Below are 20,943 nucleotides of genomic sequence, written 5' to 3' on the forward strand. Positions count from 1 at the left end.
GGAACCATCCATGAGGAAACCGATCACCGCGGTCCTCGCGGTGACCTTGGCCGCGGCCGTGCTCACCGCCCCCGCCGCCGCGGCCGCCCCGGCGGACGCGCCTTCGGTGGCACCCGACCGGATCACGCTCGTCACCGGCGACCGGGTGCTGGTCAGCGGCACGAATGTCCGGGTGCTGCCCGCCCGCCGGGATCGCCCGGTGCCGATCCAGCAGTACACGCGCCGCGGCGACCAGTACGTCCTGCCCGGCGACGCCGCCGGGCTGGTCCGAGCCGGACGGCTCGACGAGCAGCTGTTCAACGTCACCGGTCTGCTGCGCCAGGGCTATGACGACGCACGCACGCCGCACGTGCCGCTGCTGGTCCGTCAGGCGGGCGCGACCGTCTCCGCGCGGACCGGCGTGGCCGGCAGGCCGACCGCGCTCGGCTACACCGCGCTCGACGAACCGAAAGCCGACGCCGCCGGGTTCTGGAACAAGCTCACCGCGGCACCGGCCACGCTCGCGGCGGGCACCGCGAAGGTGTGGCTGAACGGGAAGTTGCACGCGAGTCTCGACCAGAGCGTGCCGCAGATCGGCGCGCCCGCGGCGTGGCAGGCGGGCCTGACCGGCCGCGACGTCGGGGTCGCGGTGCTCGACACCGGGATCGCCCCCGGGCACCCGGACCTGGCTGGGCGCGTGACGACGAGCAAGGACTTCAGCGGCAAGGGCAGCGTCGAGGACGGCCACGGGCACGGCACGCACGTCGCCTCGACGATCGCCGGCTCCGGCGCGGCTTCCGGCGGGAAGTACAAGGGCGTGGCGCCCGACGCCGCGCTGGCCGTCGGCAAGGTCCTCGACGACTCCGGCGACGGCACCTTCGACGAGATCCTGGCCGGCATGCAGTGGGCGGTGACCGAAGCGCACGCCCGAGTCGTGAACATGAGCCTCGGCGGCGGGCCGTCCGACGGGACCGACCCGGTGTCCGAGGCCGTGAACACCCTCACGCGCCAGTACGGCACGCTCTTCGTCATCGCCGCGGGCAACTTCGGGCAGGACGAGTCCGTCTCGACCCCGGCGGCGGCCGACGCCGCGCTCGCCGTGGCCAGTGTGTCCAAAAAGGACGTCCTGAGCCCGTTCTCCAGCCGCGGCCCGCGGATCGGGGACGGCGCCGCCAAGCCGGACGTCGCGGCGCCCGGCGAGTCCATCACCGCGGCGCGACCGGCCGGGATCCCGCCCATCGGCGACCCCGTCGGCGACGGCTACCAGACGCTGAGCGGCACGTCGATGGCGGCGCCGCACGTGGCGGGCTCGGCGGCGATCCTCGCCCAGCAGCACCCGGACTGGACCGCCGACCGGCTCAAGGCCGCTCTCACCAGCACCGCCACCCCGGTCGACGCCGGGGCGGCCGCGGTCGGCACCGGCCGCGTCGACGTCGCCCGCGCGACGACGACAGCGGTCACGGCGACCGGCAGCGCCTCGGTCTTCCTGCCGTGGCCCACGCACGGGACGACCGGGAAGGCCACGGTGACCTGGTACAACTCGGGCACCGTCCCGGTGACGCTGACGCTGGGGTCGTCCGTCGAGGGGGTGACCTTCCCGGCGACCGTGACCGTGCCCGCGGGCGGCAGCACCCCCGTCGAACTGAGCTTCTCCGCGCGGGACGGGCACCCCGGCACCTTCTCCGGCATCCTCACCGCGAGCGGCGACGGCGTCAGCACGCGCACGGCGTTGTCGCTGCGGCAGGAAGACGAGATGTACGACCTCACCGTCGGGCTCGTGAACCGCGAGGGCAAACCGTGGGCACCGACCGGGTACCCGCCGGTGACGATCGTCGACCTCGACACCGGCACGCTCACCCAGGGCGAGCCGGGCACCTTCCGGCTGCCGCGCGGTCGTTACGTCGTGAACAGCGTCATCGAGACGCCGCGGCCGGGCCAGGAACCGTCGTACAGCTTCATCACCCACCCGGAACTGGCCCTCGACCACGCCGTCACGCAGACCCTGGACGCGCGCGACGGCCAGGCGGTGTCGCTCGAGCCGGACAACCCGGCCGCGCGCGGCGGCACGCACCGCATCGAACGGCTGAGCCGGATCACGGCCTGCGCGTGCGTCTTCGCCAACGGGTTCGATCTCGACCCCCGCTTCCACGAGGCGTTCGCCGCGACCGTGCCGGGGACCTCGTCGGCGACCTTCGCCTTCAGCCAGGACCGGCGCGCCACCGAACCGGATCTGGAGCTGACCGCGGACGACGGGCAACCGTTCGCCGTCCGGGGCCTCTGGCTCGGATCGACCGCCCCGGCCGGGCGCAGCACGCTCCCGGTGGCGTTCGGCGGCGCCGGCACGCCCGAAGACCTGGCGAAGATCGACGCGCACGGCAAGCTCGTGGTCGTCCGGCTGCCGATCGGCATCGCGGTCGACGAGGCGTACCGGCGGCTGGTGGACGTCGAGCGGGCCGGGGCGAAGCTGGGCATGGTCGACCTGTCCGGCGACACGGCCGGGACCACGGTCCTCGGCGGCGGCCTGCCGGACCTGACCCTGCCGACGATCTGGAGCGGGCAGAGCGTGACCGCGCAGCGGTTCACGGAACTGGCGAAGACGGGCGTGGCGTCGGCGACGGTGGTCAGCCGTCCGTCACCGAACTTCCGCTACGAGCTCGCGGACGACGTCGAGAAGCAGGTGACGGCTCCCCGCGTGCAGCGGCCGAAGACCCGTGACCTCGCCGAGGTGCGCACGGCGTATCACGACAACGCACCCGGCGAAGTCCGGTATGTCGCCGCGCACGAGTTCTTCGGCCGGATGGTCGGCTACGGCTACACCGAACCCGTCGCCGCGCAACAGGAACGGTCCGAGTACTACTCCCCCGGCAAGTGGGAGACGGTGTGGACGTCCGGCCTGCGCGGTGAGCTGACCGGCGACCTCGCACTGGCGGCGGGGCGGAACTACCGGCTGGCCTGGAACAAGGCGGTCTCCGGGCCTTCGCTGCGCGGGCTGACGGTGACGCACTCCGGGGAACAGCCGCGGCCGTGGGCGTGGCGCAAGGACGGCGTCTTCGACCTGTGGCTGCCGATGTTCGGCGACGCCGCAGGGCGGCCGCGCAAGCCCGAATCCTTCGCCGGTGACACGGGCTCGGTGAGCCTTTCGAAGGACGGTGCCGCGATTCCCGTGCCACCGTCGGGCGAACCCACGCTGGCGACGATCCCGGTGCCGGACGCGGACGGCGCCTACCGGCTCGGCGCCGAGGCCCACCGGCACGCCGGCTGGTGGCCACTGTGGACGGATGTTTCGGCGGAGTGGACGTTCCGGTCGTCGTCCGCCGCGGACGGCCGAGCGCTGCCCTTGCTGACGGCCCGCTTCGACCCGGCGGTCGACCTCCGCAACCGCGCGCCGGGTGACCGGGTCTTCACGTTCCCGGCGTATCTGGAGCGGCAAGGCGGCGGAGCGGGGAGCGAACTGGCCGTCGAGACGTCCACGGATGACGGACGCACCTGGCGGCCCGCACCGACGATCCGGACCGGGGACCACTGGACGGTCGTGGTCTGGAACCCGGCCAGTGGGTTCGTTTCGCTGCGGGCGAGCGCGTCGGACGACGACGGGAACACCGTGCGGCAGACGGTGATCCGGGCGTACGCGGTGGGCTGACGCGGAAATGAACCGGTCCGGTGGCGGGGAGCCGCCGCCACCGGACCGGTTCGGACCACACCATCCCAACCAGTGTGGTTTCCTGCCACCCCTCGTCAGGTAGGGGTGACAGGAGCCCCTGCTACCGGGCGTCCGTGAGGTACCGCGCGTAGGCACCCGTGGTGAGGAAGCTCGGCAGCTTCTCGCCCAGCGCGGTTTCGGTGAAGATCTCGTAGGCGTCGTCGAGGCGGTTGCCGGCACCGAGTTCGGCGCGCACCGACGCGAGTTCCTCGTCCAGGTACTCGACCGCCAGCTCGCGGGTCAGCGCTGTGCCGTCCTCGAGCTTCGTGCCGTTGCGGATCCACTGCCAGACCTGGCAGCGCGCGATCTCGGCCGTGGCCGCGTCCTCCATCAGGTTGTGGATCGCCGCCGCGCCGGTGCCGCGCAGCCACGCGTCGACGTAGCGCAGCGCGACGTTGATGTTCGCGCGCACGCCCGCTTCGGTGACCTCGCCGCCGGCGCTGGCCACGTCGAGGAGGTCCTCGGCGGTGACGTGGACGTCGTCACGCAGCTTGCCGAGCTGGTTGGGCCAGCCGCCGAGCACGCCGTCGAAGACCTCGCGGCAGATCGGGACCAGGCCCGGGTGCGCGACCCAGGAGCCGTCGAAACCGTCGTCGGCCTCGCGTTCCTTGTCGGCACGGACCTTCTCGGCCGCGGTCGCGTTCACCTCCGGGTCCTTGCTCGGGATGAACGCGGCCATGCCGCCGATGGCGTGCGCGCCGCGCTTGTGACAGGTGCTCACCAGCAGCTCGGTGTAGGCACGCATGAACGGCACGGTCATCGTGACCTGCGCGCGGTCCGGCAGCACGAAGTCGGCGCCGTGCGCGGCGAAGTTCTTGATCAGGCTGAAGATGTAGTCCCAGCGGCCGGCGTTGAGACCCGCCGCGTGCTCGCGCAGCTCGTAGAGGATCTCGTCCATTTCGAACGCGGCGGTGATCGTCTCGATCAGCACGGTGGCGCGGATCGTGCCGCGCGGGATGCCGAGTTCGCGCTGCGCCAGCAGGAAGACGTCGTTCCACAGCCGCGCTTCGAGGTGGTTCTCCAGCTTCGGCAGGTAGAAGTACGGGCCGACGCCGCGCGCGACGAGCTGGCGCGCGTTGTGGAAGAAGTACAGCCCGAAGTCGACCAGGCTCGCCGAGACCGGGCGTCCGTCGATGCGGATGTGCTTCTCCACCAGGTGCCAGCCGCGGGGACGCGCGACGATCGTCGCCGGGTCGTCGCCGATCGTGTAGCGCTTGCCGGCCTCGGTGGTGAAGTCGATGTTGCGGCGGATCGCGTCGTAGAGGTTGATCTGGCCGTCGATGACGTTGTGCCAGGTCGGCGACGTCGCGTCCTCGAAGTCCGCCAGCCACACCTTCGCGCCGGAGTTCAGCGCGTTGACCGTCATCTTGCGGTCGGTCGGGCCGGTGATCTCGACGCGGCGGTCCTCCAGGCCGGGCGCGGTCGGGGCGACCTGCCACGACTGGTCGTCACGGACTCGGCGCGTCTCGGGCAGGAAGCCGAGCGGCTTCTCGCCGGACTGCAGTTCCTCGCGCCGCACGCGGCGGGCGTCGAGCAGCTCGCGCCGGCGGCCGGCGAACGTGTTGTCCAGCTTGGCCAGGAAGTCGAGTGCCGCCGGGGTCAGGATTTCGGCGAAGCGGCCTTCGACCTCGCCGGTGACCTCGATGCGGTAGTTCAGCCGGTCAACCATGGGGTGCCTCCGCGAGCTGTGGGCAGGGAAGGAAAGGAGGGAGGGTCGCGGCCTGACGACGGAGGGGGGCGCCGTCAGGCCGCGGCCGGGATCAGTGGAACTGGGCTTCCTCGGTGGAGCCCTTGAGCGCCGTGGTCGAGCTCTCCGGGTTCAGCGCCGTCGCGACGTTGTCGAAGTAGCCGGTGCCGACCTCGCGCTGGTGCTTGGTGGCGGTGTAGCCGCGGCTCTCCGAAGCGAACTCGCGCTCCTGCAGGTCGACGTAGGCGGTCATGCCCTCGCGGGCGTAGCCGTGCGCCAGGTCGAACATCGAGTAGTTCAGCGCGTGGAAGCCGGCCAGCGTGATGAACTGGAACTTGTAGCCCATGTGGCCGAGCTCGCGCTGGAACTTCGCGATCGTCGCGTCGTCCAGGTGCTTCTTCCAGTTGAACGACGGCGAGCAGTTGTAGGCCAGCATCTGGTCCGGGAACTTCGCCTTGATGGCCTCGGCGTACTTGCGCGCCACCTCGAGGTCGGGCTCCGAGGTCTCCATCCAGAGCAGGTCGGCGTACTGGGCGTAGGCCAGGCCGCGCTCGATGCAGGGCTCGATGCCGTTGCGGACCTCGTAGAAGCCCTCGGCGGTGCGGCCGCCGGTGAGGAACTGCTGGTCGCGCTCGTCGACGTCGCTGGTCAGCAGCGTCGCGGCCTGCGCGTCGGTGCGGGCGACGACCAGCGTCGGCACGTTCAGCACGTCGGACGCGAGACGCGCGGCGTTCAGCGTGCGCTCGTGCTGCTTGGTCGGGATGAGGACCTTGCCGCCGAGGTGGCCGCACTTCTTTTCGGACGCGAGCTGATCTTCCCAGTGCACGCCCGCGGCGCCGGCCGCGATCATGCCCTTCATCAGCTCGAACGCGTTGAGCGGGCCACCGAAGCCTGCCTCGGCGTCGGCGACGATCGGGGCGAACCAGTCGATGTCGGTGTTGCCCTCGGCCCAGGTGATCTGGTCGGCGCGGCCGAGCGCGTTGTTGATGCGGCGGACCACGGCCGGGACCGAGTTGGCCGGGTAGAGGCTCTGGTCCGGGTAGGTCTGGCCGGACAGGTTGGCGTCGGCGGCGACCTGCCAGCCCGACAGGTAGATGGCCTGCAGGCCCGCGCGGACCTGCTGGACGGCCTGGTTGCCGGTCAGGGCGCCGAGCGCGTGGATGTAGTCCTCGGTGTGCAGGAGGTTCCACAGCTTCTCGGCACCGCGGCGGGCCAGCGTGTGCTCCTCGACCACGCTGCCGCGCAGCTTGACGACGTCCTCAGCCGAGTAGGAGCGCTGCACGCCCGCCCAGCGCGGGTCGTTCGCCCACTGCGCCGCCAGCTCCGCGGCCGCCTGCTTGGCCTGTTCCGTCATCGGATCTCCCGGTGTTGCGAAGTTTGCGATTGCTCGCCTTGCCCGATCCGACCCTTGCACGGCTGGGAAAATCGGGTCCAGCTGTCCAAGTTGCCAATTTGTGCGAAGGGTCCGTAGGCTCCTTGCAAAGGTTGCGAATCGCCGTTTCGCAACTTCACCGAAAATCCGCGTTCTTGACCGTTCACGTAACCGTTCAGGACCGGAAACCTTCCGGAGAGGGGGGCTCGAATGGAGAAGACTTTCGCCGGAGCGAGGTTGCGCCACTTGCGCGAAAGCCGGTCGATGAGCCAGGCCGACCTCGCTCGTGTGCTGGAGATCTCACCCAGCTACCTCAACCAGATCGAGCACAACTCGCGTCCGTTGACCGTCCCGGTGCTGCTGCGGATCACGCAGGCGTTCGGGGTGGACACCGAGTTCTTCGCGAACAACGACACGTCGCGGCTGGTCGCCGACGTCAAGGAAGCCCTGCTCGACGAGGTCCTCGGCGTCGACGTCACCACCGGCGAGCTCAACGAGCTGGCCACGAACCTGCCGGCGATCGCGCAGGCGCTGGTCAAGCTGCACCGCAGCTACCGCAACGCCGTCGAGAGCACCGCCGCGCTGACCACGGAAAACGGCCTGGGCCTGCACGGCAGCGCGGCGGCGGCGCTGCCGCACGAGGAGGTGCGGGACTTCTTCTACGAGCGCGAAAACTACGTCGCCGAGCTGGACGAACGCGCCGAGAAGATGGCGGCCGACATCCCGCTCCAGCGTGGTCAGGTGCTCGGCGCGCTGAAGGAACGGCTTTCGCAGCGCTACGGCGTCGAAGTGACCAATGACGGGATCGACGAATCCGCCGGTCAGCAGCACCGCTACGAGCCGCACACGCGGGTGCTGCGGCTGGCGCCGAGCCTGCGGGTCGGCCAGCAGGCGTTTCGGATGGCTTCGCAGATCGCACTGCTCGAGTACGACGACCTGATCACCGAGCTGGCCGACTCGTGGGCGTTCTCCGGGCCGGCCGCGCGTTCGCTGGCGCGGGTCGGCCTGGCGAACTACTTCGCGGGGGCGCTGATCCTCCCGTATGGACCGTTCCTGGCCGCGGCCGAGCGGTTCCGCTACGACATCGAGCGGCTGTGCGACCACTACGGCGTCGGCTTCGAGACCGTGTGCCACCGGCTGTCCACTTTGCAGCGTCCGAAGCAGCGCGGGGTGCCGTTCTCGTTCGTGCGCGTGGACCGGGCCGGGAACATGTCGAAGCGGCAGTCCGCGGCCGGGTTCCACTTCTCCCGCGTGGGCGGCGCCTGTCCCTTGTGGAACATCTACGAGGCGTTCACCCAGCCGGGCAAGATCCTCACCCAGATCGCGACCCTGCCCGACGGGAAGAGCTACTTCTGGGTCGCGCGGACGGTGTCGCGCAACATCGGCGGGTACGGCAGTCCCGGCAAGACGTTCACGGTGGGTCTGGGCTGCGAACTGCGGCACGCCGGGCGGCTCGTCTATTCGACCGGTCTCGATCTGGACGAGCCGGCCGCCGCGACACCCATCGGGATGGGCTGCAAAGTCTGCGAACGGCCGGCGTGTTCCCAGCGCGCGTTCCCGACGATCGGCAAGCAGCTCACCGTGGACGAGAACACCAGCACCTTCGTCCCCTACCCGGCGGTGCCGAAGGGGTGATCACCCGATCACGTGCGTGGTCCACTTCGCCTCGTCCGCGCCGAGCAGCGTGATGCGGTCGAGCAGGCCCTGCCCGTCGATGCCCGCGGCCTGCGGGTGGTCGACCCGGACGCACGCGGTGAGCCCGGACTTCTTCGCGCAGACCGGTTCGCCGAGGCCGTCCGGCTGGCCGCCCGGCGGCGAAACGGTGATCGTCACGAGAGCGCCGTTCGACGAGTACTGCAGCACCACCCGCCACGGGACGAGATCGGTGTCCGGACGGCGCCACAGGTTGACGTCGGCGACCCGGAAGGAGTCCGGCAGGCTCGAGATGTGCAGCGGCAGCGGCACCGGCCGGTTCGCGAACGTCACGTCCCCGGCGACGCGCAGCAAGACCTGCTGCAGGTCGGGAAGGGCGAGGTAGTAAGCATTCAGCTCGGCCCAGCGGCCGTCCGCGGTCGGCCAGCGCAGGTAGCTGTTGCCCTGGTTCAGCGGGTCCCCCGCGTCGGTCGTGACCCAATAGCCGTCGCGGTCACCGACCCGGACCGGAACGCGCACCGCCCGCCCGCCCATGTCGTGCTTGCGGTCCAACGGCGGTTCCTGGTCGTACACCGCGAGCCAGATCATGGGTGCCAGGTCGCCGCGGCCGATGGCCAGCGCGTAGTCGCCGTGGCCGCCGACGCCGTACTCGATGCCCTTGATCGGCTCCGGCAGCCAGCCGAAGCTCGCCTTCGCCACCAGCGGGTTGTCGGCGGGCGCCGGCGCCACGGGTGCGGGCTGGGGCAGGACGGCCGCCGGCGCGGGCGGTGGCGTGGGCTGGAACACCGACACGGCCGCCAGGGCCCCGGCCGTCACCACCGCGGCGCAGCCGACGACCAGCGACGTGGTCCGCGTGCGCCGACGACGTCCGCCGGCCCGGCGCGCGCGGTCGATGTCGATCCGGGGCGGCGGAGCGGGCGTCTCGGCCAGGTCCTTCAGCATCGTGGACAGGTCCGTGTCGGTCATGCTCGTCCCTCCGCAATCGGCTCGCCCAGCAGCTCGCGGAGCGTCTCCACGGCTTTCGCGGTCTGGCTCTTGACGGTGCCTTCGGAGCACCCGAGTGCCCGGGCGGTGTCGGCGACCGGCAGGTCGCCGAAGTAGCGCAGGACGACGGTGGCGCGCTGGCGGGCGGGCAGCCGGTCCAGCGCGGCCCGCAGGTCGAGCGCCGAGTCGAGGTCCGGGCCGGGCGCCGGCGGCGGGTCGTGGTCGGCGCCGCGCAGGTCCACCCGCTTCCACCACGACGTCCGCTGTTCGGCGAGGTACGCGTTGACGAGCGTGCGGCGCGCGTAGCCGTCGAGGTTGTCCGCCCTGACGGCCCGCGGCCAGTTCGCGTAGAGCCGGGTGATCGCCGTCTGGACCAGGTCGTCCGCCCGGTGCCAGTCGCCGCAGAGCAGGTACGCGACCTTGCGCAGCCAGCCGGCTCGTGCCGTCACGTACTCGGTGAAGTCGTTCACCGGTGCCCCCTGTCCTGTTCGTCACCCCTTTGATGCGCGCGGAGGGCCGCGCGGTTGCCCGGGACGCGCGAGTCGTAGATTCATCGGGGTGCACGACATCGACACGGTGACCGCGGCGACCATCGAAAAGGCCGCCGAGCGGCTGGCCGGGGTGGTGACCCGCACGCCGCTGGAACCGAGCGCGCGGCTGTCGTCCCGGGTGGACGCCCAGGTCTGGGTGAAGCGCGAAGACCTGCAGACCGTCCGGTCGTACAAGATCCGCGGCGCCTACAACTTCATCGTCCAGCTCGACGAGGACGTCCGCGCGCGTGGCGTCGTCTGCGCCAGTGCGGGAAACCACGCGCAGGGCGTCGCGTACGCGTGCCGACGGCTCGGCGCCGACGGCCGCGTGTACGTCCCGGGCACCACGCCGCGGCAGAAGCGGGAACGCATCGCGACGCTCGGCGGCGCGCACATCGAGGTCATCGTCGTCGGTGAGACGTACGAAGACGCCTTCGCCGCGGCCAACGAGGACGCGCAGCGGACCGGCGCGACGCTGGTGCCTGCGTTCGACGACGTCCGCACGGTCGCGGGCCAGGGCACGGTCGCGTTGGAAGTCGTCGAGCAGCTCGGCTTCGTCCCCGACGTCGTGGTCGTCCCGGTCGGTGGCGGCGGGCTGCTCGCCGGCGTCGGCAGCTGGCTGCGCGAACGGCACCCCGACGTCCGGATCGTCGGCGTCGAACCCGCGGGCGCGGCGTGCATGGCCGCGGCGCTGGACGCCGGGCAGCCGGTGCGGCTGACCGCGCTCGACACGTTCGTCGACGGCGCCGCCGTGCGCGAGGCCGGCGCGGTCACCTACCCGCTGATCCGCGAGAGCGGCGCCGAACTGACCGCGGTCGCCGAGGGCGCGATCTGCACCGAGATGCTCGCGATGTACCAGTCCGACGGCATCATCGCCGAACCCGCGGGCGCGCTCGCCCCGGCGTCGCTCGGCTCGGTGGTCCAGGTCGAGCCGGGGCAGACCGTCGTCGTGGTGGTCTCCGGCGGCAACAACGACGTCAGCCGCTACAGCGAGATCCTCGAACGCTCGTTGATGCACGAAGGGCTGAAGCACTACTTCCTCGTCGGGTTCCCGCAGGAGCCGGGCGCGCTGCGGCGGTTCCTCGAGCAGGTGCTCGGGCCCGAGGACGACATCACCCGCTTCGAGTACGTCAAACGCACGAACCGCGAGATGGGCCCGGCGCTGGTCGGCGTGGAAATCGCCCGGTCATCGGACCTGCCGGGCCTGCTGGCGCGGATGGACGCGAGCCCGCTCCAGGTGGAGCGGATCGAGCCGGGCAGCCCCCTGTTCCACTTCCTGCTCTGAGCGCGTGGTCCACTAGGCGGATGGTGAAGGTCGACGGGGTCCGCAGTGTCGAGGCGTTGCGCGAAAAGGTCCACGAGGGTGCGGAGCCCGAATACCTGCTGTTCTACGGGCACACGCCCACGAAGTCCGGGCGGGTGACGGCGAGCTGCCTGAGCCAGTGGTGGGTCGACCCGTTCGAGGCGGACGGCGTCGTCTACCCGACCGCCGAGCACTACATGATGGCCGGCAAGGCCGAGCTGTTCGGCGACCACGAGAAGGCTGCGCTGATCCGGGAGACGCCCGACGCGAAGACGGCGAAGGTGCTCGGCCGCGAGGTCGCCGGGTTCGACGCCGCCGTCTGGGAGCGGCACCGGTTCGACATCGCCGTCGACGGCAACCTGGCCAAGTTCCGGGCCCACCGTGACCTGCGCCGGTTTCTGGTCGCCACCGGCGAGGCCGTGCTCGTCGAGGCGTCGAAGAAGGACCTCGTGTGGGGCACCGGGCTCGCGCGCGAGGAGAAGAACGCGACGAAGCCGGACTACTGGCGCGGGCTGAATCTGCTCGGCTTCGCGCTGATGGAGGTCCGCGAGCAGTTGCGGGCCCGCTGAGTCACGGCGTCGGGGTCGGCGCCCCCGAGCACGACTTCGACGTCGTCCGGCCCGTGTCGAAGAAAGTGACAGCGGCTTCGGCGCAGGGCAGCGAGGACAGCGAGCCGTGGGCGTCGTCCTCGACGGTCATGAGCGCGCCGCCGATCTTCTGCTGCATCTCGAGCGCCCAGCCGATGGGCGTGACCGGCTCGTAGGCGTGGCCGACGAGCTGCAGCGGGCTTCGGCCTTTCGCGAACGACCACGGCCGCGCGTCCAGCGGCCAGCCGACGCAGAGCTGTTCGTAGAGGCCGTAGCCGCCGGCGATCGGCAGGCGCTTCATCCGGTCGAGACGGTGCTGCCAGACGGTGTCGAAGTCGCGGGGGCTCGGCGACTCGTTGCAGAGCAGGGCCGTCTGCTGGAAGTGGTTGAACGCTTGGGGCTCGCCGTCCCAGCCGAAGCCCGTGGTCTTCGTGTCGGCGACAGGCTCGCCGCCGTCTCGGATGGCCGCGAGCTGCCGCGCCAGGCCGGGCCACTCGCGGCGCGGATTGGCGAGCATGCCGTTAACGGTCGCGCCGAACTTCGCCCGCAGCTCGAGGAGGGCTTTCGCGACCGCGGGCTCGGTGGTCCCGAAGTGGTAGACGGCGTCGTAGCGGGCGATCCAGGCCGCGAACTCGTGGAAGGTGTTCTCGCCGGCGGTCGCCTGGTCGTCGTCCATTTCGGTGACATTCAGGTCGGGCGCCATGACGGAGTCGAGCAGCATCTTGCCGACGTGGTCGTCGAAGAGCGACCGGTACTGAGCGCCGAGCGCGGTGCCCCAGGAGACGCCGTAGTAGCCGATCTTGTCCTCGCCGAGGGCCTGCCGGATCCGGTCCAGGTCGCGGGCGATGGTCGGCGTGGTCAGATTCCGGACGAAGGCGGGGTGCGCGGCGACGCACTCGCGGTTCGCGGCGGCTGCGCGCTCCACGCCTTCGCGGGTCTTCTCCTTGTCGGGGACGCCGGGGTCGGGCTCCGGGAAGTCGACCACGCACGGCAGGTCGGCGCTGTAGCCGACACCCCGCGGGTCGAACCCGACGAGGTCGTGATGGACGCCGATCCCCCCGGCCCGGCTGCCGGCGATGCTGCGCGGCATGGCCAAGCCGGACTGACCGGGCCCACCGGGATTCAGCAGGACGGCGCCGGTGCGCGCACCGGTCGCCCGGATCCGGCTGACGGCGATGTCGATTTTCGGGCCACCGGGGTCGGCATAGTCGAGCGGGACCGGGACGAGGGTGCATTCGCTGCGCTGGTCACCGGAGTCCCAGCCTTTCGCGACGGCGGAGCAGAGCTGCCAGGAAAGGCCCTCAGCGGCGGCCGCGGAGACAGCCGGGACGGCGGAGACGAGCGCCACGGCGGCGAGCAGCGGGACGGCGAACCGGGTGATCGACATGGGCTCAGGCTGCCGGGAGTGCGGACCGCGGGAGATCGGCCGATCAGCCGATGATCATGGCCGAACGGCCGGGACCGAGACGTGGTCGCCTTTCGGACCACAGCGGCGGACCCGACTCATCCCTCGCCGGCGGTTGTCCTCGGGTCTCGGCCATCGCCGGGCCGGGCCCCGCCGGCTAAGCGGTCGTCAGTTTCCGGCCATCACCGGGCCGAGCCCGACCGGCCAAGCGGTCGTCAGTTGTTGGCCGTCGCCGGACCGAGCCCGACCAGTCAAGCCATCGTCAGTTTCTGACCATCGCCAGGCCTGAGCCCAGCCAGCCAAGCCGCCGTCAGTTGCCGACCGTCGCCGGACCGGGCCTGGCCAGCCAAGCCATCGTCAGTTTTCGACCGTTGTCGGTTCTCCTCCGCCGAGGCCGACGAACATCGTCTGGTGCAGGCCGCGTACGTGCTTCCTCGTCACCCGCGCCGCCGCGTCCGGGTCGCCCGCCGACAGCGCCTTCACCAGCCGGGCGTGGTCGCGGTTCGATTCTCGGAGCTTTGCCATCGGGTACGGCAGGTAGAACCGGTACAGCTCGGCCAGCACCGTCTCGTACTGCGCCACCGCCGCGGCCGGGCCTGGACCGACCACCGTTCGGTGGAACTCCGCGTCGAGCTCGTGGAACTCCGCCCAGCCCGCCGCCGTGTCCATGCGGGCGACCAACGTCCGCAAGCGCGGTAGGTCCGGCGACCGCTTGGCCACCAGCTGGACCATGCCCGCCTCCAGGACCAGGCGGTGGTCGATCAGCTCGCGGACCTCGTCCGCCGACTCGCGGTAGGCGCCCACCTCGCGGACTCGCTCCGCCGGCGGATCCGCGGCCACGAGCGTCCCGCCGCCTCGGCCGCGACGACGCTCGATCAGGCCGTCGCCGACCAGGGACTCCAAGGCCCTTCGCACGGTGATCTCCGCGACGCCGAGAGCCCGCGCGATTTCGGCGTTCGCCGGCAGGCGCTCCCCCGGCTTCAGCAGGCCCAGCTCCACGGCGAGCGCGATGCGGGCGCGGACGGTGTCCAGTGCGGACAGCCGCCGGATGCCGGTCAGCGCCGGCGCGCTCAGGTCTGCCGTCGCCATGAACCGACCGTACCGCACAAACTGCTCATCTTGAGCAGTCTTGTTTAAGTGTTCAAGATGGACTATTTTTCGTCCATGCCGCGACCACTGCCGATCGCCCTCGTGCAAGCGCCGCCCCGGCCCGTCGGAGACGCCGGGTTCGCGGGCGAGGTCGAGGCGGTCCTTCGCCGGTTCCCCGCCACGCGTCTGGCCGCCTTCCCCGAGCTGCACCTCTGCGGCGTCGACGGCGAAGGCGACGAACGCACCGAGCAGCTCCGAGCCGCCTCGCAGCCGTTGGCCGGAAAACGGACCGAGGAGCTCGCCGAGCTGGCCGGCGACCTGGGGATCTGGCTCGCACCCGGCACCGTTTGCGAAGAAGGCGACCAAGGCGAGCTGTTCAACACCGCCCTGGTCTTTTCCCCGCGAGGCGAGCTGGCCGGCTGGTACCGCAAGGTCTTCCCCTGGCGGCCGCACGAGCCGTACGACCCCGGCGACCGGTTCGTCGTCGCCGATCTGGCCGACGCCGGACGCGTCGGCTTTTCCATCTGTTACGACGCCTGGTTCCCCGAAGTGACTCGGCACCTCGCGTGGATGGGCGCCGAGATCGTGCTCAACCCCGTCCAGACCACGACCCCCGACCGCGCTCAGGAGCTCGTCCTGGCCCGGGCGAACGCCATCGTCAACCAGGTCTTCGTCGCCAGCGTGAACACGGCCGGGCCGTTCGGGATGGGCGACAGCCTGCTCGTCGGGCCCGAGGGCGACGTGCTCGGCGCGCTGCCCGGCCCCCGAGACGGCGTTCTCGCCCACACGATCGACCTCGACGAGGTGGCGCGCGTTCGCCGGGACGGCACCGCGGGCACCAACCGCATGTGGGCGCAGTTCACCTCTGCCGACGCGCCCCTCGACCTGCCGCTCTACCAGGGCCGGATCGACCCGGACCGCTGGCGTCCACGAGAAGGAGACGACCGATGACCTCCACGGCCGCGGCCCCGGCAGCCGCCCTGCAGCGCCGGCTCGGCCTGCCCGGCGTCGTCCTGTTCGGGCTCGCCTACATGGCTCCGCTGATCGTGCTCGGCACCTTCGGCATCGTCGCGACGACGACCGAGGGCACCGTGCCCTCGGCCTACCTGCTCGCCCTGGTCGCGATGCTGTTCACCGCGGCGAGCTACGGGAAGATGGCCGCCACCCACCCCGTCGCCGGGTCGGCCTACACCTATGTCCGGAAAGCGGTCGACGCGCGCGCCGGGTTCCTCGTCGGCTGGGCCGTGCTGCTCGACTACTTCTTCCTGCCGATGGTCATCTGGCTGATCGGCGGCGCCTACCTCTCGGCCGAGTTCCCCGCGGTGCCCGATTGGCTCTGGTTGATCACTTTTATTCTGCTGACGACCATCCTCAACGTCCTGGGCATCAAGATCGCCGAGAAGGCGAACTTCGTGCTGATGGCCTTCCAGATCCTGGTGATCGGGTTCTTCGTCGTTCTTTCGGTCAAGCAGGTCCTGCACGTCGGCGGCTCGCTGGCGAGCACGCAGCCGTTCTTCCACCCGGGCAGCACGCTGGGGACGATCTCCGGCGGCGCCGCGCTCGCGACGTACTCCTTCCTCGGCTTCGACGCCGTGACGACGTTGACCGAGGAGACGACCGAGCCGCGCCGGACGATCCCCCGGGCCATCCTGCTGACCGCGCTGATCGGCGGCGGCATCTTCGTCGTGCTCGCCTACTTCACCCAGCTCGCGCACCCGGGCAGCGCGTTCACCGACGAGTCGTCCGCCGCGTTCGAAATCGCGACGACGATCGGCGGCAACCTCTTCGCGTCGTTCTTCCTCGCCGGCCTGGTCGTGGCGCAGTTCGCGTCGGGGATCGCCGCGCAGGCGAGCGCGTCGCGGCTGATGTTCGCCATGGGCCGCGACGGCGTGCTGCCGCGGGTCTTCGGCAAGCTCCAGCCGAAGTTCGCGACGCCGGTGTTCGGCATCGTCCTGACCGGGCTCGTCGGGCTGGTCGCGCTGGCGCTCGACGTCAGCACGTCGACGTCGTTCATCAACTTCGGGGCGTTCACGGCGTTCACGTTCGTCAACGTCAGCGTCCTGGCGACGTGGCTGCGCGACCGGACTGGCAAACGCGTGCTGACCTGGGTGGTCTTCCCGGTGGTCGGGGCCGTGGTCGACTTGTGGCTACTGGTCAACCTGGACGGCATCGCGCTGGTGTTCGGCCTGGTCTGGCTGGCGATCGGCGTCGTCGTCCTGGCGGCCATCACCCGTGGCTTCCGGCGGCCGCCGCCGGAGATGACGTTCGAGGATTAGGTCAGCCGCCCGGGCACTCGTTGCCGCCGCCGCTGTGCTCGACGCAGTGACGCGGCTCCGGCGGAGGCGGCGGCGCGTGCCGGGCGTGGTCGGCCCAGTTCATCCCGGCGACCGCGACGGCCAGGACGAGGCAGATCCCGAAGAACCACGTCCAGCCCCGACGGCGCGTGGTCGCCGCGACGACCACGCCCACCAGCGGCAGCCCGGCGCCGAGCCAGGCCGCCCAGGTCAGGTAGCCGCCGGCGCGGTCGCCGGCCTCGCCGAACACCGGGACGCTCGCCAGGAACCCCTGCAGCACCAGGAACGGGACGACGAGCAGCAGGCCCACGGCGCAGAGCGCCAGCACGAGCGAGGACCACCCGGCCCGCAGTTCCCCCACACGGCCATCATGCCCGGGCGGACGAGAGAAAACCTGAGTAGATCTACTGCTCGCCGAGGGTCTTCTGCAGCGCCTTGTTCGCCTTCCGCGCCATGTCGGCGACGGCTTCACGGCGAGCCGCGTCGGCCGCGTAGTCCTCTTCGCGGTTGCGGACCACGCGCGCCGGCGCGCCGACCGCGATCGAGTAGTCCGGAATGTCACCACGGACGACCGCGTGCGCGCCCAGCACCGAGCCGCGGCCGATGCGGGTGCCCTTCAACACGCTGACCTTCGTGCCGAGCCACGTGTCCGGCCCGATGCGCACCGGGGACTTCACGATGCCCTGGTCCTTGATCGGCACGTGGATGTCGGCGATGACGTGGTCGAAGTCACAGATGTACACCCAGTCGGCGACCAGCGTGGCCGCGCCGAGCTCGATGTCGAGGTAGCAGTTGATCACGTTCTGGCGGCCGAACACGGACTTGTCGCCGATCCGCAGCGAACCCTCGTGGCAGCGGATCGCGTTGCCGTCCCCGATGTGGACCCAGCGGCCGATCTCCAGCCGCCCGTAGCCGGGCCGGCAGTGGATCTCGACGTCCTTCCCGAGGAAGAGCATCCCGCGCAGGATGATGTGCGGGTTGGCGATCCGGAACTTGAGCAGCCGGTAGTACCGGACCAGGTACCAAGGCGTGTACGCACGGTTGCGCAGCACCCACCGCAGCGAGTCGGCGGTCAGGAACTTCGCCTGTCGCGGATCGCGCCGCGCGCGCCGCCAGGCCCGCACCCGCGACAGCGCGGGCGCACCCCACATCGACGTCATGCCCGTGACCGTAACCTGTGTGCGGGACGGGTTCACGGGCAAGGGGAGCTGGATGGGCACGAAGCTGATCATCGACACCGACCCGGGCGTCGACGACGCGCTGGCGATCGCGCTGGCGGCGCTGTCCCCGGACGTCGAGCTGCTGGGTGTGACGTCGGTGTTCGGCAACGTGCCGCTGGACCGCACGACCTCGAACGCGCGCCGGCTGCTGGAGCTGTTCGGCCGCACCGACGTGCCCGTGGCCGCCGGGGCCGCCCGGCCGCTGGTGTATTCGAAGCCGCGCGACGCCAAGGAGGTCCACGGCGGCGACGGCCTGTCGGGCCACTCCTACACGCTGCCGGAGGCGAGCCGCCCCCTCGAAGAGCGCGACGCCGTCCGCCTGATGCTGGACCTCCTGGAGTCGTCGGACGAGCCGGTGACCATCGCCCCGATCGGACCGCTGACCAACATCGCCGCGCTGTTCGCGGCCCACCCGGGCGCGGCGGCGAAGATCGCGCGGCTCGTGATCATGGGCGGCGGGGTGACGTTCGGCAACAGCACCACCGCCGCCGAGTTCAACATCTGGAGCGACCCCGAATCGGCCCGCCGGGTACTGGTCGAGGAGGACGTCCCGGTAGTGCTCGTGCCGCTCGACCTCACGCACCGCTGCGCGGTCGACGCCGACTGGCTGGCGAAGCTCGCGGCGTCGGGCCCGGTCGGCGCCACCCTCGAAGGCCTCACCTCCACCTACCGTCAGCACTACACGCGGGTGTTCGGCGAAGACCGGATGGTCATGCACGACGCCGTCGCGGTCGCGGAGGCGATCTCGCCGGGGATCCTGCACACCGAGACCTACCGCGTCGACGTCGACTGCGGGCTGGGCCCGGCGCGCGGGCAGACCCTGGTCGACCGGCGAAGGCTCGGTGAAGAGGATCCGCAGTTCACGCCCGGCCGGCCGATCGAGGTCGCGATGGACACCGACCTCGACGGCCTGCGCGGTTTCGTCCTCGACCGGCTGACCGGAGCCGCGCAGTGAGCGAAGAGCCCGAGGTCGTGCCGGCCGAAGAGCCCGAGGCCGCGCCGGAGGAGAAGCCCGAGCCCCGCCGCCGGAAGGCCGCCGTCGTGGTGGCCGCGGTGGTCGTGGTCGCCGCCGCGCTCGTCGTCGGCGTCCAGTTCGCGCCGAAGCAGCAGGAGGCGACGAACACCGCCGCGACGGTCGCGCAGTCGTCTTCCGTCCCGAAAACGACCACGCCCCCGCAGACGTCGGCGCCGCCGAAGGTGCCCGAGGCGAGCGAGTTCGACGCCTGGGCGTCCAAGACCAGCCAGTGGCTCGACATCCCGCTGCGCGCGATGGTCGGCTACGCGAAGGCGACGACGAAGCTGGCCAAGGACGTCCCCGGCTGCCACCTGTCGTGGGTGACGCTGGCCGCGGTCGGGAAAGTGACCACGGACCACGGCCGGGCCCGAGGCGGGCAGATCGGCACCACCGGCGTCCTCGACAAGCCGCTCTCCACGATCGAGGTGCGCGACTTCTACGACAAGGTCGTCTCGACGGCGAACGCCGCCGGGCCGATGCAGATCTCCCCCGCGATCTGGGCCAAGTACCAGGCGAGCTACGCCGGCGGGAAGCCCGATGTCCAAAACATCGACGATGCCGCGCTGACCACCGGCCGCGCGCTGTGCGACGGCGGCACCGACCTGTCCCAGGGCCAGCCGTGGTGGGACTCGGTCGCGAAGCTGCAGTCGGCGCCGCTGTTCCTGCACCGGACGCTGGCCACGGTCAACGTCTACGGCACGGTCGGCCAGGGCTCGGCCGCGCCGAACCCGGCGGTGCTGAGCGCGGTGAACTTCGCCATCGACAAGATCGGCCTCCCCTACATCTGGGGCGGCAACGGCACCGGCGGCAACGACCCGGGCTTCGACTGCTCCGGCCTGACGACGGCGGCGTACGCGAGCGCCGGCGTCAAGCTGATGCGCACGGCCGACACGCAGTTCCGGAGCGTCCAGCACGTGACCGACCCGCAGCTGGGCGACCTGATCTTCTACGGCGAGCCGGCGACGAAGATCCACCACGTCGGGCTCTACATCGGCAACCAGCAGATGATCGACGCGCCGCAGACCGGCCAGGCGGTGCAGGTGCACTCCTACCGCAAGAACGGCGACGACTACGCCGGAGCGGGCCGCCCGACGGCCTGACCGTCACCGGCGGGACCCTGTACCGAGGGGAACCACGATGCCCAAGTACCTGATGCTCAAGCACTACCGCGGGGCCCCGGCGTCGGGCAACGACGTACCCATGGACCAGTGGACGCCCGAAGAGCGCTCGGCGCACCTGAAGTACATGGCGGACTTCGCGGCGCGGCTCGAGGAGACCGGCGAGTTCGTCGACCACCAGGCGCTCGCCCCCGAAGGGACGTTCGTCCGGTTCGACGGCGAAGGACGCCCGCCGGTCACCGACGGCCCGTTCGCCGAGACCAAGGACCTCATCGCCGGCTGGATGGTGATCGACGTCGACAGCTACGAGCGCGCCCTCGAGCTGGCCGGGGAGCTGTCGGCCGCTCCCGGAGCGGGTGGGAAGCCGGTCGCGGAGTGGCTCGAGTTGCGTCCGTTCTACGGCAGCACCCTCAAAGAGTGACCCGGGTCACATAACGGCGGTGTCGAGAAGCCGTCCAGGGCTCCGTCCCCGGCACGAACCACAGCCGACCCGACGAGGAGACCCGCCATGCAGCAGAGCACCATCGACGAGGTCCTGAACCGCCCGCTCAGCCGCGAGCTGCTGGCCAGGGACCTGACCCGGCTGGCCTACACCGCCCTCGACGGCACTCCCCGCTCGATCCCGATCGGGTTCACCTGGAACGGCTCGCAAATCGTCCTGTGCACGGCGACGAACGCGCCGAAGCTGCCGGCGCTGCGCCGGAACCCGGCGGTCGCCCTGACGATCGACACCGAGGTGCACCCGCCGAAGATCCTGCTGATCCGCGGCACGGTCGAGCTGGACGTCGTCGACGGCATCCCGGACGAGTACCTGCAGTTCAACGGCACCTACGAGATGACGCCGGAGCAGCGGGCGGAGTGGGAGGTGGGCGTGCGGTCGCTCTACGACGGCATGGTCCGGATCGTGGTCACACCGACCTGGGCGAAGCTGATCGACTTCGAGACGACCTTGCCCAGCGCCGTCGAGGAGCTCATGCAGCGGCAGAAGGACCGTCAGCACGCCTGAG

Annotated in this window: 18 protein-coding genes; 10 read left to right on the top strand and 8 right to left on the bottom strand. The window is 71.0% G+C overall.

From position 1 onward, the window contains the following. Nucleotides 1-10: 10 nt before the first annotated feature. Complete coding sequence (locus QRX60_RS02485) at nt 11-3,619, top strand: S8 family peptidase (RefSeq protein WP_285999172.1); 3,609 nt, start codon at nt 11-13, stop codon at nt 3,617-3,619. A 121-nt stretch (nt 3,620-3,740) separates the two neighbouring features. Here the strand turns inward: QRX60_RS02485 and aceB are convergent, their stop codons facing one another. Together aceB and aceA are read right to left on the bottom strand one after the other, a co-directional pair. Continuing rightward, a complete protein-coding gene (gene aceB / locus QRX60_RS02490) occupies nt 3,741-5,348 on the bottom strand; it encodes a malate synthase A (RefSeq protein WP_285999173.1) in 1,608 nt (535 codons plus the stop codon). Between the two features lie 91 nt (nt 5,349-5,439). After that, complete coding sequence (aceA, locus tag QRX60_RS02495) at nt 5,440-6,720, bottom strand: isocitrate lyase (protein ID WP_285999174.1); 1,281 nt, start codon at nt 6,718-6,720, stop codon at nt 5,440-5,442. 228 nt (nt 6,721-6,948) lie between these two features. On the opposite strand from aceA, the gene QRX60_RS02500 reads away from it, so the two are divergent. After that, complete coding sequence (locus QRX60_RS02500) at nt 6,949-8,373, top strand: short-chain fatty acyl-CoA regulator family protein (protein ID WP_285999175.1); 1,425 nt, start codon at nt 6,949-6,951, stop codon at nt 8,371-8,373. Here the strand turns inward: QRX60_RS02500 and QRX60_RS02505 are convergent, their stop codons facing one another. Continuing rightward, nucleotides 8,374-9,357: a hypothetical protein gene (locus QRX60_RS02505; protein WP_285999176.1), complete on the bottom strand. Its 984-nt coding sequence runs from the start codon at nt 9,355-9,357 to the stop codon at nt 8,374-8,376. It abuts the gene before it with no gap. After that, on the bottom strand, nt 9,354-9,845 hold the full coding sequence (locus tag QRX60_RS02510) for a SigE family RNA polymerase sigma factor (RefSeq protein ID WP_285999177.1): 492 nt from the start codon (nt 9,843-9,845) through the stop codon (nt 9,354-9,356). The genes QRX60_RS02505 and QRX60_RS02510 overlap by 4 nt, the downstream gene beginning before the upstream one ends. An 88-nt stretch (nt 9,846-9,933) precedes the next feature. Between QRX60_RS02510 and ilvA the strand changes: the two genes are divergently transcribed. Together ilvA and QRX60_RS02520 are read left to right on the top strand one after the other, a co-directional pair. Further along, nucleotides 9,934-11,190, top strand: coding sequence for a threonine ammonia-lyase IlvA (ilvA, locus tag QRX60_RS02515; protein ID WP_285999178.1), 1,257 nt, complete (start codon nt 9,934-9,936; stop codon nt 11,188-11,190). A gap of 20 nt (nt 11,191-11,210) precedes the next feature. Continuing rightward, the gene (locus QRX60_RS02520) at nt 11,211-11,777 is read left to right on the top strand and encodes an NADAR family protein (RefSeq protein WP_285999179.1); all 567 of its coding nucleotides are present in this window, start codon (nt 11,211-11,213) and stop codon (nt 11,775-11,777) included. Between the two features lies 1 nt (nt 11,778). Here the strand turns inward: QRX60_RS02520 and QRX60_RS02525 are convergent, their stop codons facing one another. Further along, a complete protein-coding gene (locus QRX60_RS02525; RefSeq protein WP_285999180.1) occupies nt 11,779-13,182 on the bottom strand; it encodes an alpha/beta fold hydrolase in 1,404 nt (467 codons plus the stop codon). Between the two features lie 375 nt (nt 13,183-13,557). After that, a complete protein-coding gene (locus QRX60_RS02530; RefSeq protein WP_285999181.1) occupies nt 13,558-14,289 on the bottom strand; it encodes a FadR/GntR family transcriptional regulator in 732 nt (243 codons plus the stop codon). A gap of 75 nt (nt 14,290-14,364) precedes the next feature. On the opposite strand from QRX60_RS02530, the gene QRX60_RS02535 reads away from it, so the two are divergent. Both QRX60_RS02535 and QRX60_RS02540 read left to right on the top strand, forming a co-directional pair. Further along, the gene (locus tag QRX60_RS02535; RefSeq protein ID WP_285999182.1) at nt 14,365-15,240 is read left to right on the top strand and encodes a carbon-nitrogen hydrolase family protein; all 876 of its coding nucleotides are present in this window, start codon (nt 14,365-14,367) and stop codon (nt 15,238-15,240) included. Next, the gene (locus tag QRX60_RS02540) at nt 15,237-16,565 is read left to right on the top strand and encodes an APC family permease (protein WP_285999183.1); all 1,329 of its coding nucleotides are present in this window, start codon (nt 15,237-15,239) and stop codon (nt 16,563-16,565) included. The genes QRX60_RS02535 and QRX60_RS02540 overlap by 4 nt, the downstream gene beginning before the upstream one ends. A 1-nt stretch (nt 16,566) precedes the next feature. On the opposite strand, the gene QRX60_RS02545 is transcribed toward QRX60_RS02540, so the two are convergent. Both QRX60_RS02545 and QRX60_RS02550 read right to left on the bottom strand, forming a co-directional pair. After that, complete coding sequence (locus QRX60_RS02545) at nt 16,567-16,944, bottom strand: DUF6234 family protein (protein WP_285999184.1); 378 nt, start codon at nt 16,942-16,944, stop codon at nt 16,567-16,569. Nucleotides 16,945-16,987: 43 nt separating this feature from the next. After that, nucleotides 16,988-17,743, bottom strand: coding sequence for an acyltransferase (locus QRX60_RS02550; RefSeq protein ID WP_285999185.1), 756 nt, complete (start codon nt 17,741-17,743; stop codon nt 16,988-16,990). A 52-nt stretch (nt 17,744-17,795) separates the two neighbouring features. Between QRX60_RS02550 and QRX60_RS02555 the strand changes: the two genes are divergently transcribed. The 4 genes from QRX60_RS02555 (at nt 17,796) to QRX60_RS02570 (ending at nt 20,942) form a co-directional block, all read left to right on the top strand. Then, nucleotides 17,796-18,758: a nucleoside hydrolase gene (locus QRX60_RS02555; protein WP_286003477.1), complete on the top strand. Its 963-nt coding sequence runs from the start codon at nt 17,796-17,798 to the stop codon at nt 18,756-18,758. A gap of 86 nt (nt 18,759-18,844) precedes the next feature. Next, nucleotides 18,845-19,918 (top strand): C40 family peptidase, encoded by a 1,074-nt coding sequence (locus QRX60_RS02560; protein ID WP_286003478.1) that lies wholly within the window; start codon nt 18,845-18,847, stop codon nt 19,916-19,918. Between the two features lie 37 nt (nt 19,919-19,955). Next, nucleotides 19,956-20,357 carry a YciI family protein gene (locus QRX60_RS02565; RefSeq protein ID WP_285999186.1) on the top strand — a complete coding sequence of 134 codons (402 nt, stop codon included), beginning with the start codon at nt 19,956-19,958 and terminating at the stop codon, nt 20,355-20,357. Between the two features lie 87 nt (nt 20,358-20,444). Beyond that, nucleotides 20,445-20,942 carry a pyridoxamine 5'-phosphate oxidase family protein gene (locus tag QRX60_RS02570; protein ID WP_285999187.1) on the top strand — a complete coding sequence of 166 codons (498 nt, stop codon included), beginning with the start codon at nt 20,445-20,447 and terminating at the stop codon, nt 20,940-20,942. The last annotated feature ends 1 nt before the right edge of the window (nt 20,943 follow it).

The sequence above is a fragment of the Amycolatopsis mongoliensis genome (assembly GCF_030285665.1).
GTDB classification, from domain to species: Bacteria; Actinomycetota; Actinomycetes; order Mycobacteriales; family Pseudonocardiaceae; genus Amycolatopsis; species Amycolatopsis mongoliensis.

What these genes read in the sequence shown, in the direction of transcription:
- QRX60_RS02550 (WP_285999185.1), bottom strand. Translation starts at nt 17,743, where the DNA reads ATGACGTCGATGTGGGGTGCGCCCGCGCTGTCGCGGGTGCGGGCCTGG.
- QRX60_RS02485 (WP_285999172.1), top strand. Translation starts at nt 11, where the DNA reads ATGAGGAAACCGATCACCGCGGTCCTCGCGGTGACCTTGGCCGCGGCC.
- QRX60_RS02540 (WP_285999183.1), top strand. Translation starts at nt 15,237, where the DNA reads ATGACCTCCACGGCCGCGGCCCCGGCAGCCGCCCTGCAGCGCCGGCTC.
- aceA (WP_285999174.1), bottom strand. Translation starts at nt 6,720, where the DNA reads ATGACGGAACAGGCCAAGCAGGCGGCCGCGGAGCTGGCGGCGCAGTGG.
- QRX60_RS02535 (WP_285999182.1), top strand. Translation starts at nt 14,365, where the DNA reads ATGCCGCGACCACTGCCGATCGCCCTCGTGCAAGCGCCGCCCCGGCCC.
- QRX60_RS02520 (WP_285999179.1), top strand. Translation starts at nt 11,211, where the DNA reads ATGGTGAAGGTCGACGGGGTCCGCAGTGTCGAGGCGTTGCGCGAAAAG.
- QRX60_RS02570 (WP_285999187.1), top strand. Translation starts at nt 20,445, where the DNA reads ATGCAGCAGAGCACCATCGACGAGGTCCTGAACCGCCCGCTCAGCCGC.
- QRX60_RS02555 (WP_286003477.1), top strand. Translation starts at nt 17,796, where the DNA reads ATGGGCACGAAGCTGATCATCGACACCGACCCGGGCGTCGACGACGCG.
- QRX60_RS02500 (WP_285999175.1), top strand. Translation starts at nt 6,949, where the DNA reads ATGGAGAAGACTTTCGCCGGAGCGAGGTTGCGCCACTTGCGCGAAAGC.
- QRX60_RS02525 (WP_285999180.1), bottom strand. Translation starts at nt 13,182, where the DNA reads ATGTCGATCACCCGGTTCGCCGTCCCGCTGCTCGCCGCCGTGGCGCTC.
- QRX60_RS02530 (WP_285999181.1), bottom strand. Translation starts at nt 14,289, where the DNA reads ATGGCGACGGCAGACCTGAGCGCGCCGGCGCTGACCGGCATCCGGCGG.
- aceB (WP_285999173.1), bottom strand. Translation starts at nt 5,348, where the DNA reads ATGGTTGACCGGCTGAACTACCGCATCGAGGTCACCGGCGAGGTCGAA.
- QRX60_RS02505 (WP_285999176.1), bottom strand. Translation starts at nt 9,357, where the DNA reads ATGACCGACACGGACCTGTCCACGATGCTGAAGGACCTGGCCGAGACG.
- QRX60_RS02565 (WP_285999186.1), top strand. Translation starts at nt 19,956, where the DNA reads ATGCCCAAGTACCTGATGCTCAAGCACTACCGCGGGGCCCCGGCGTCG.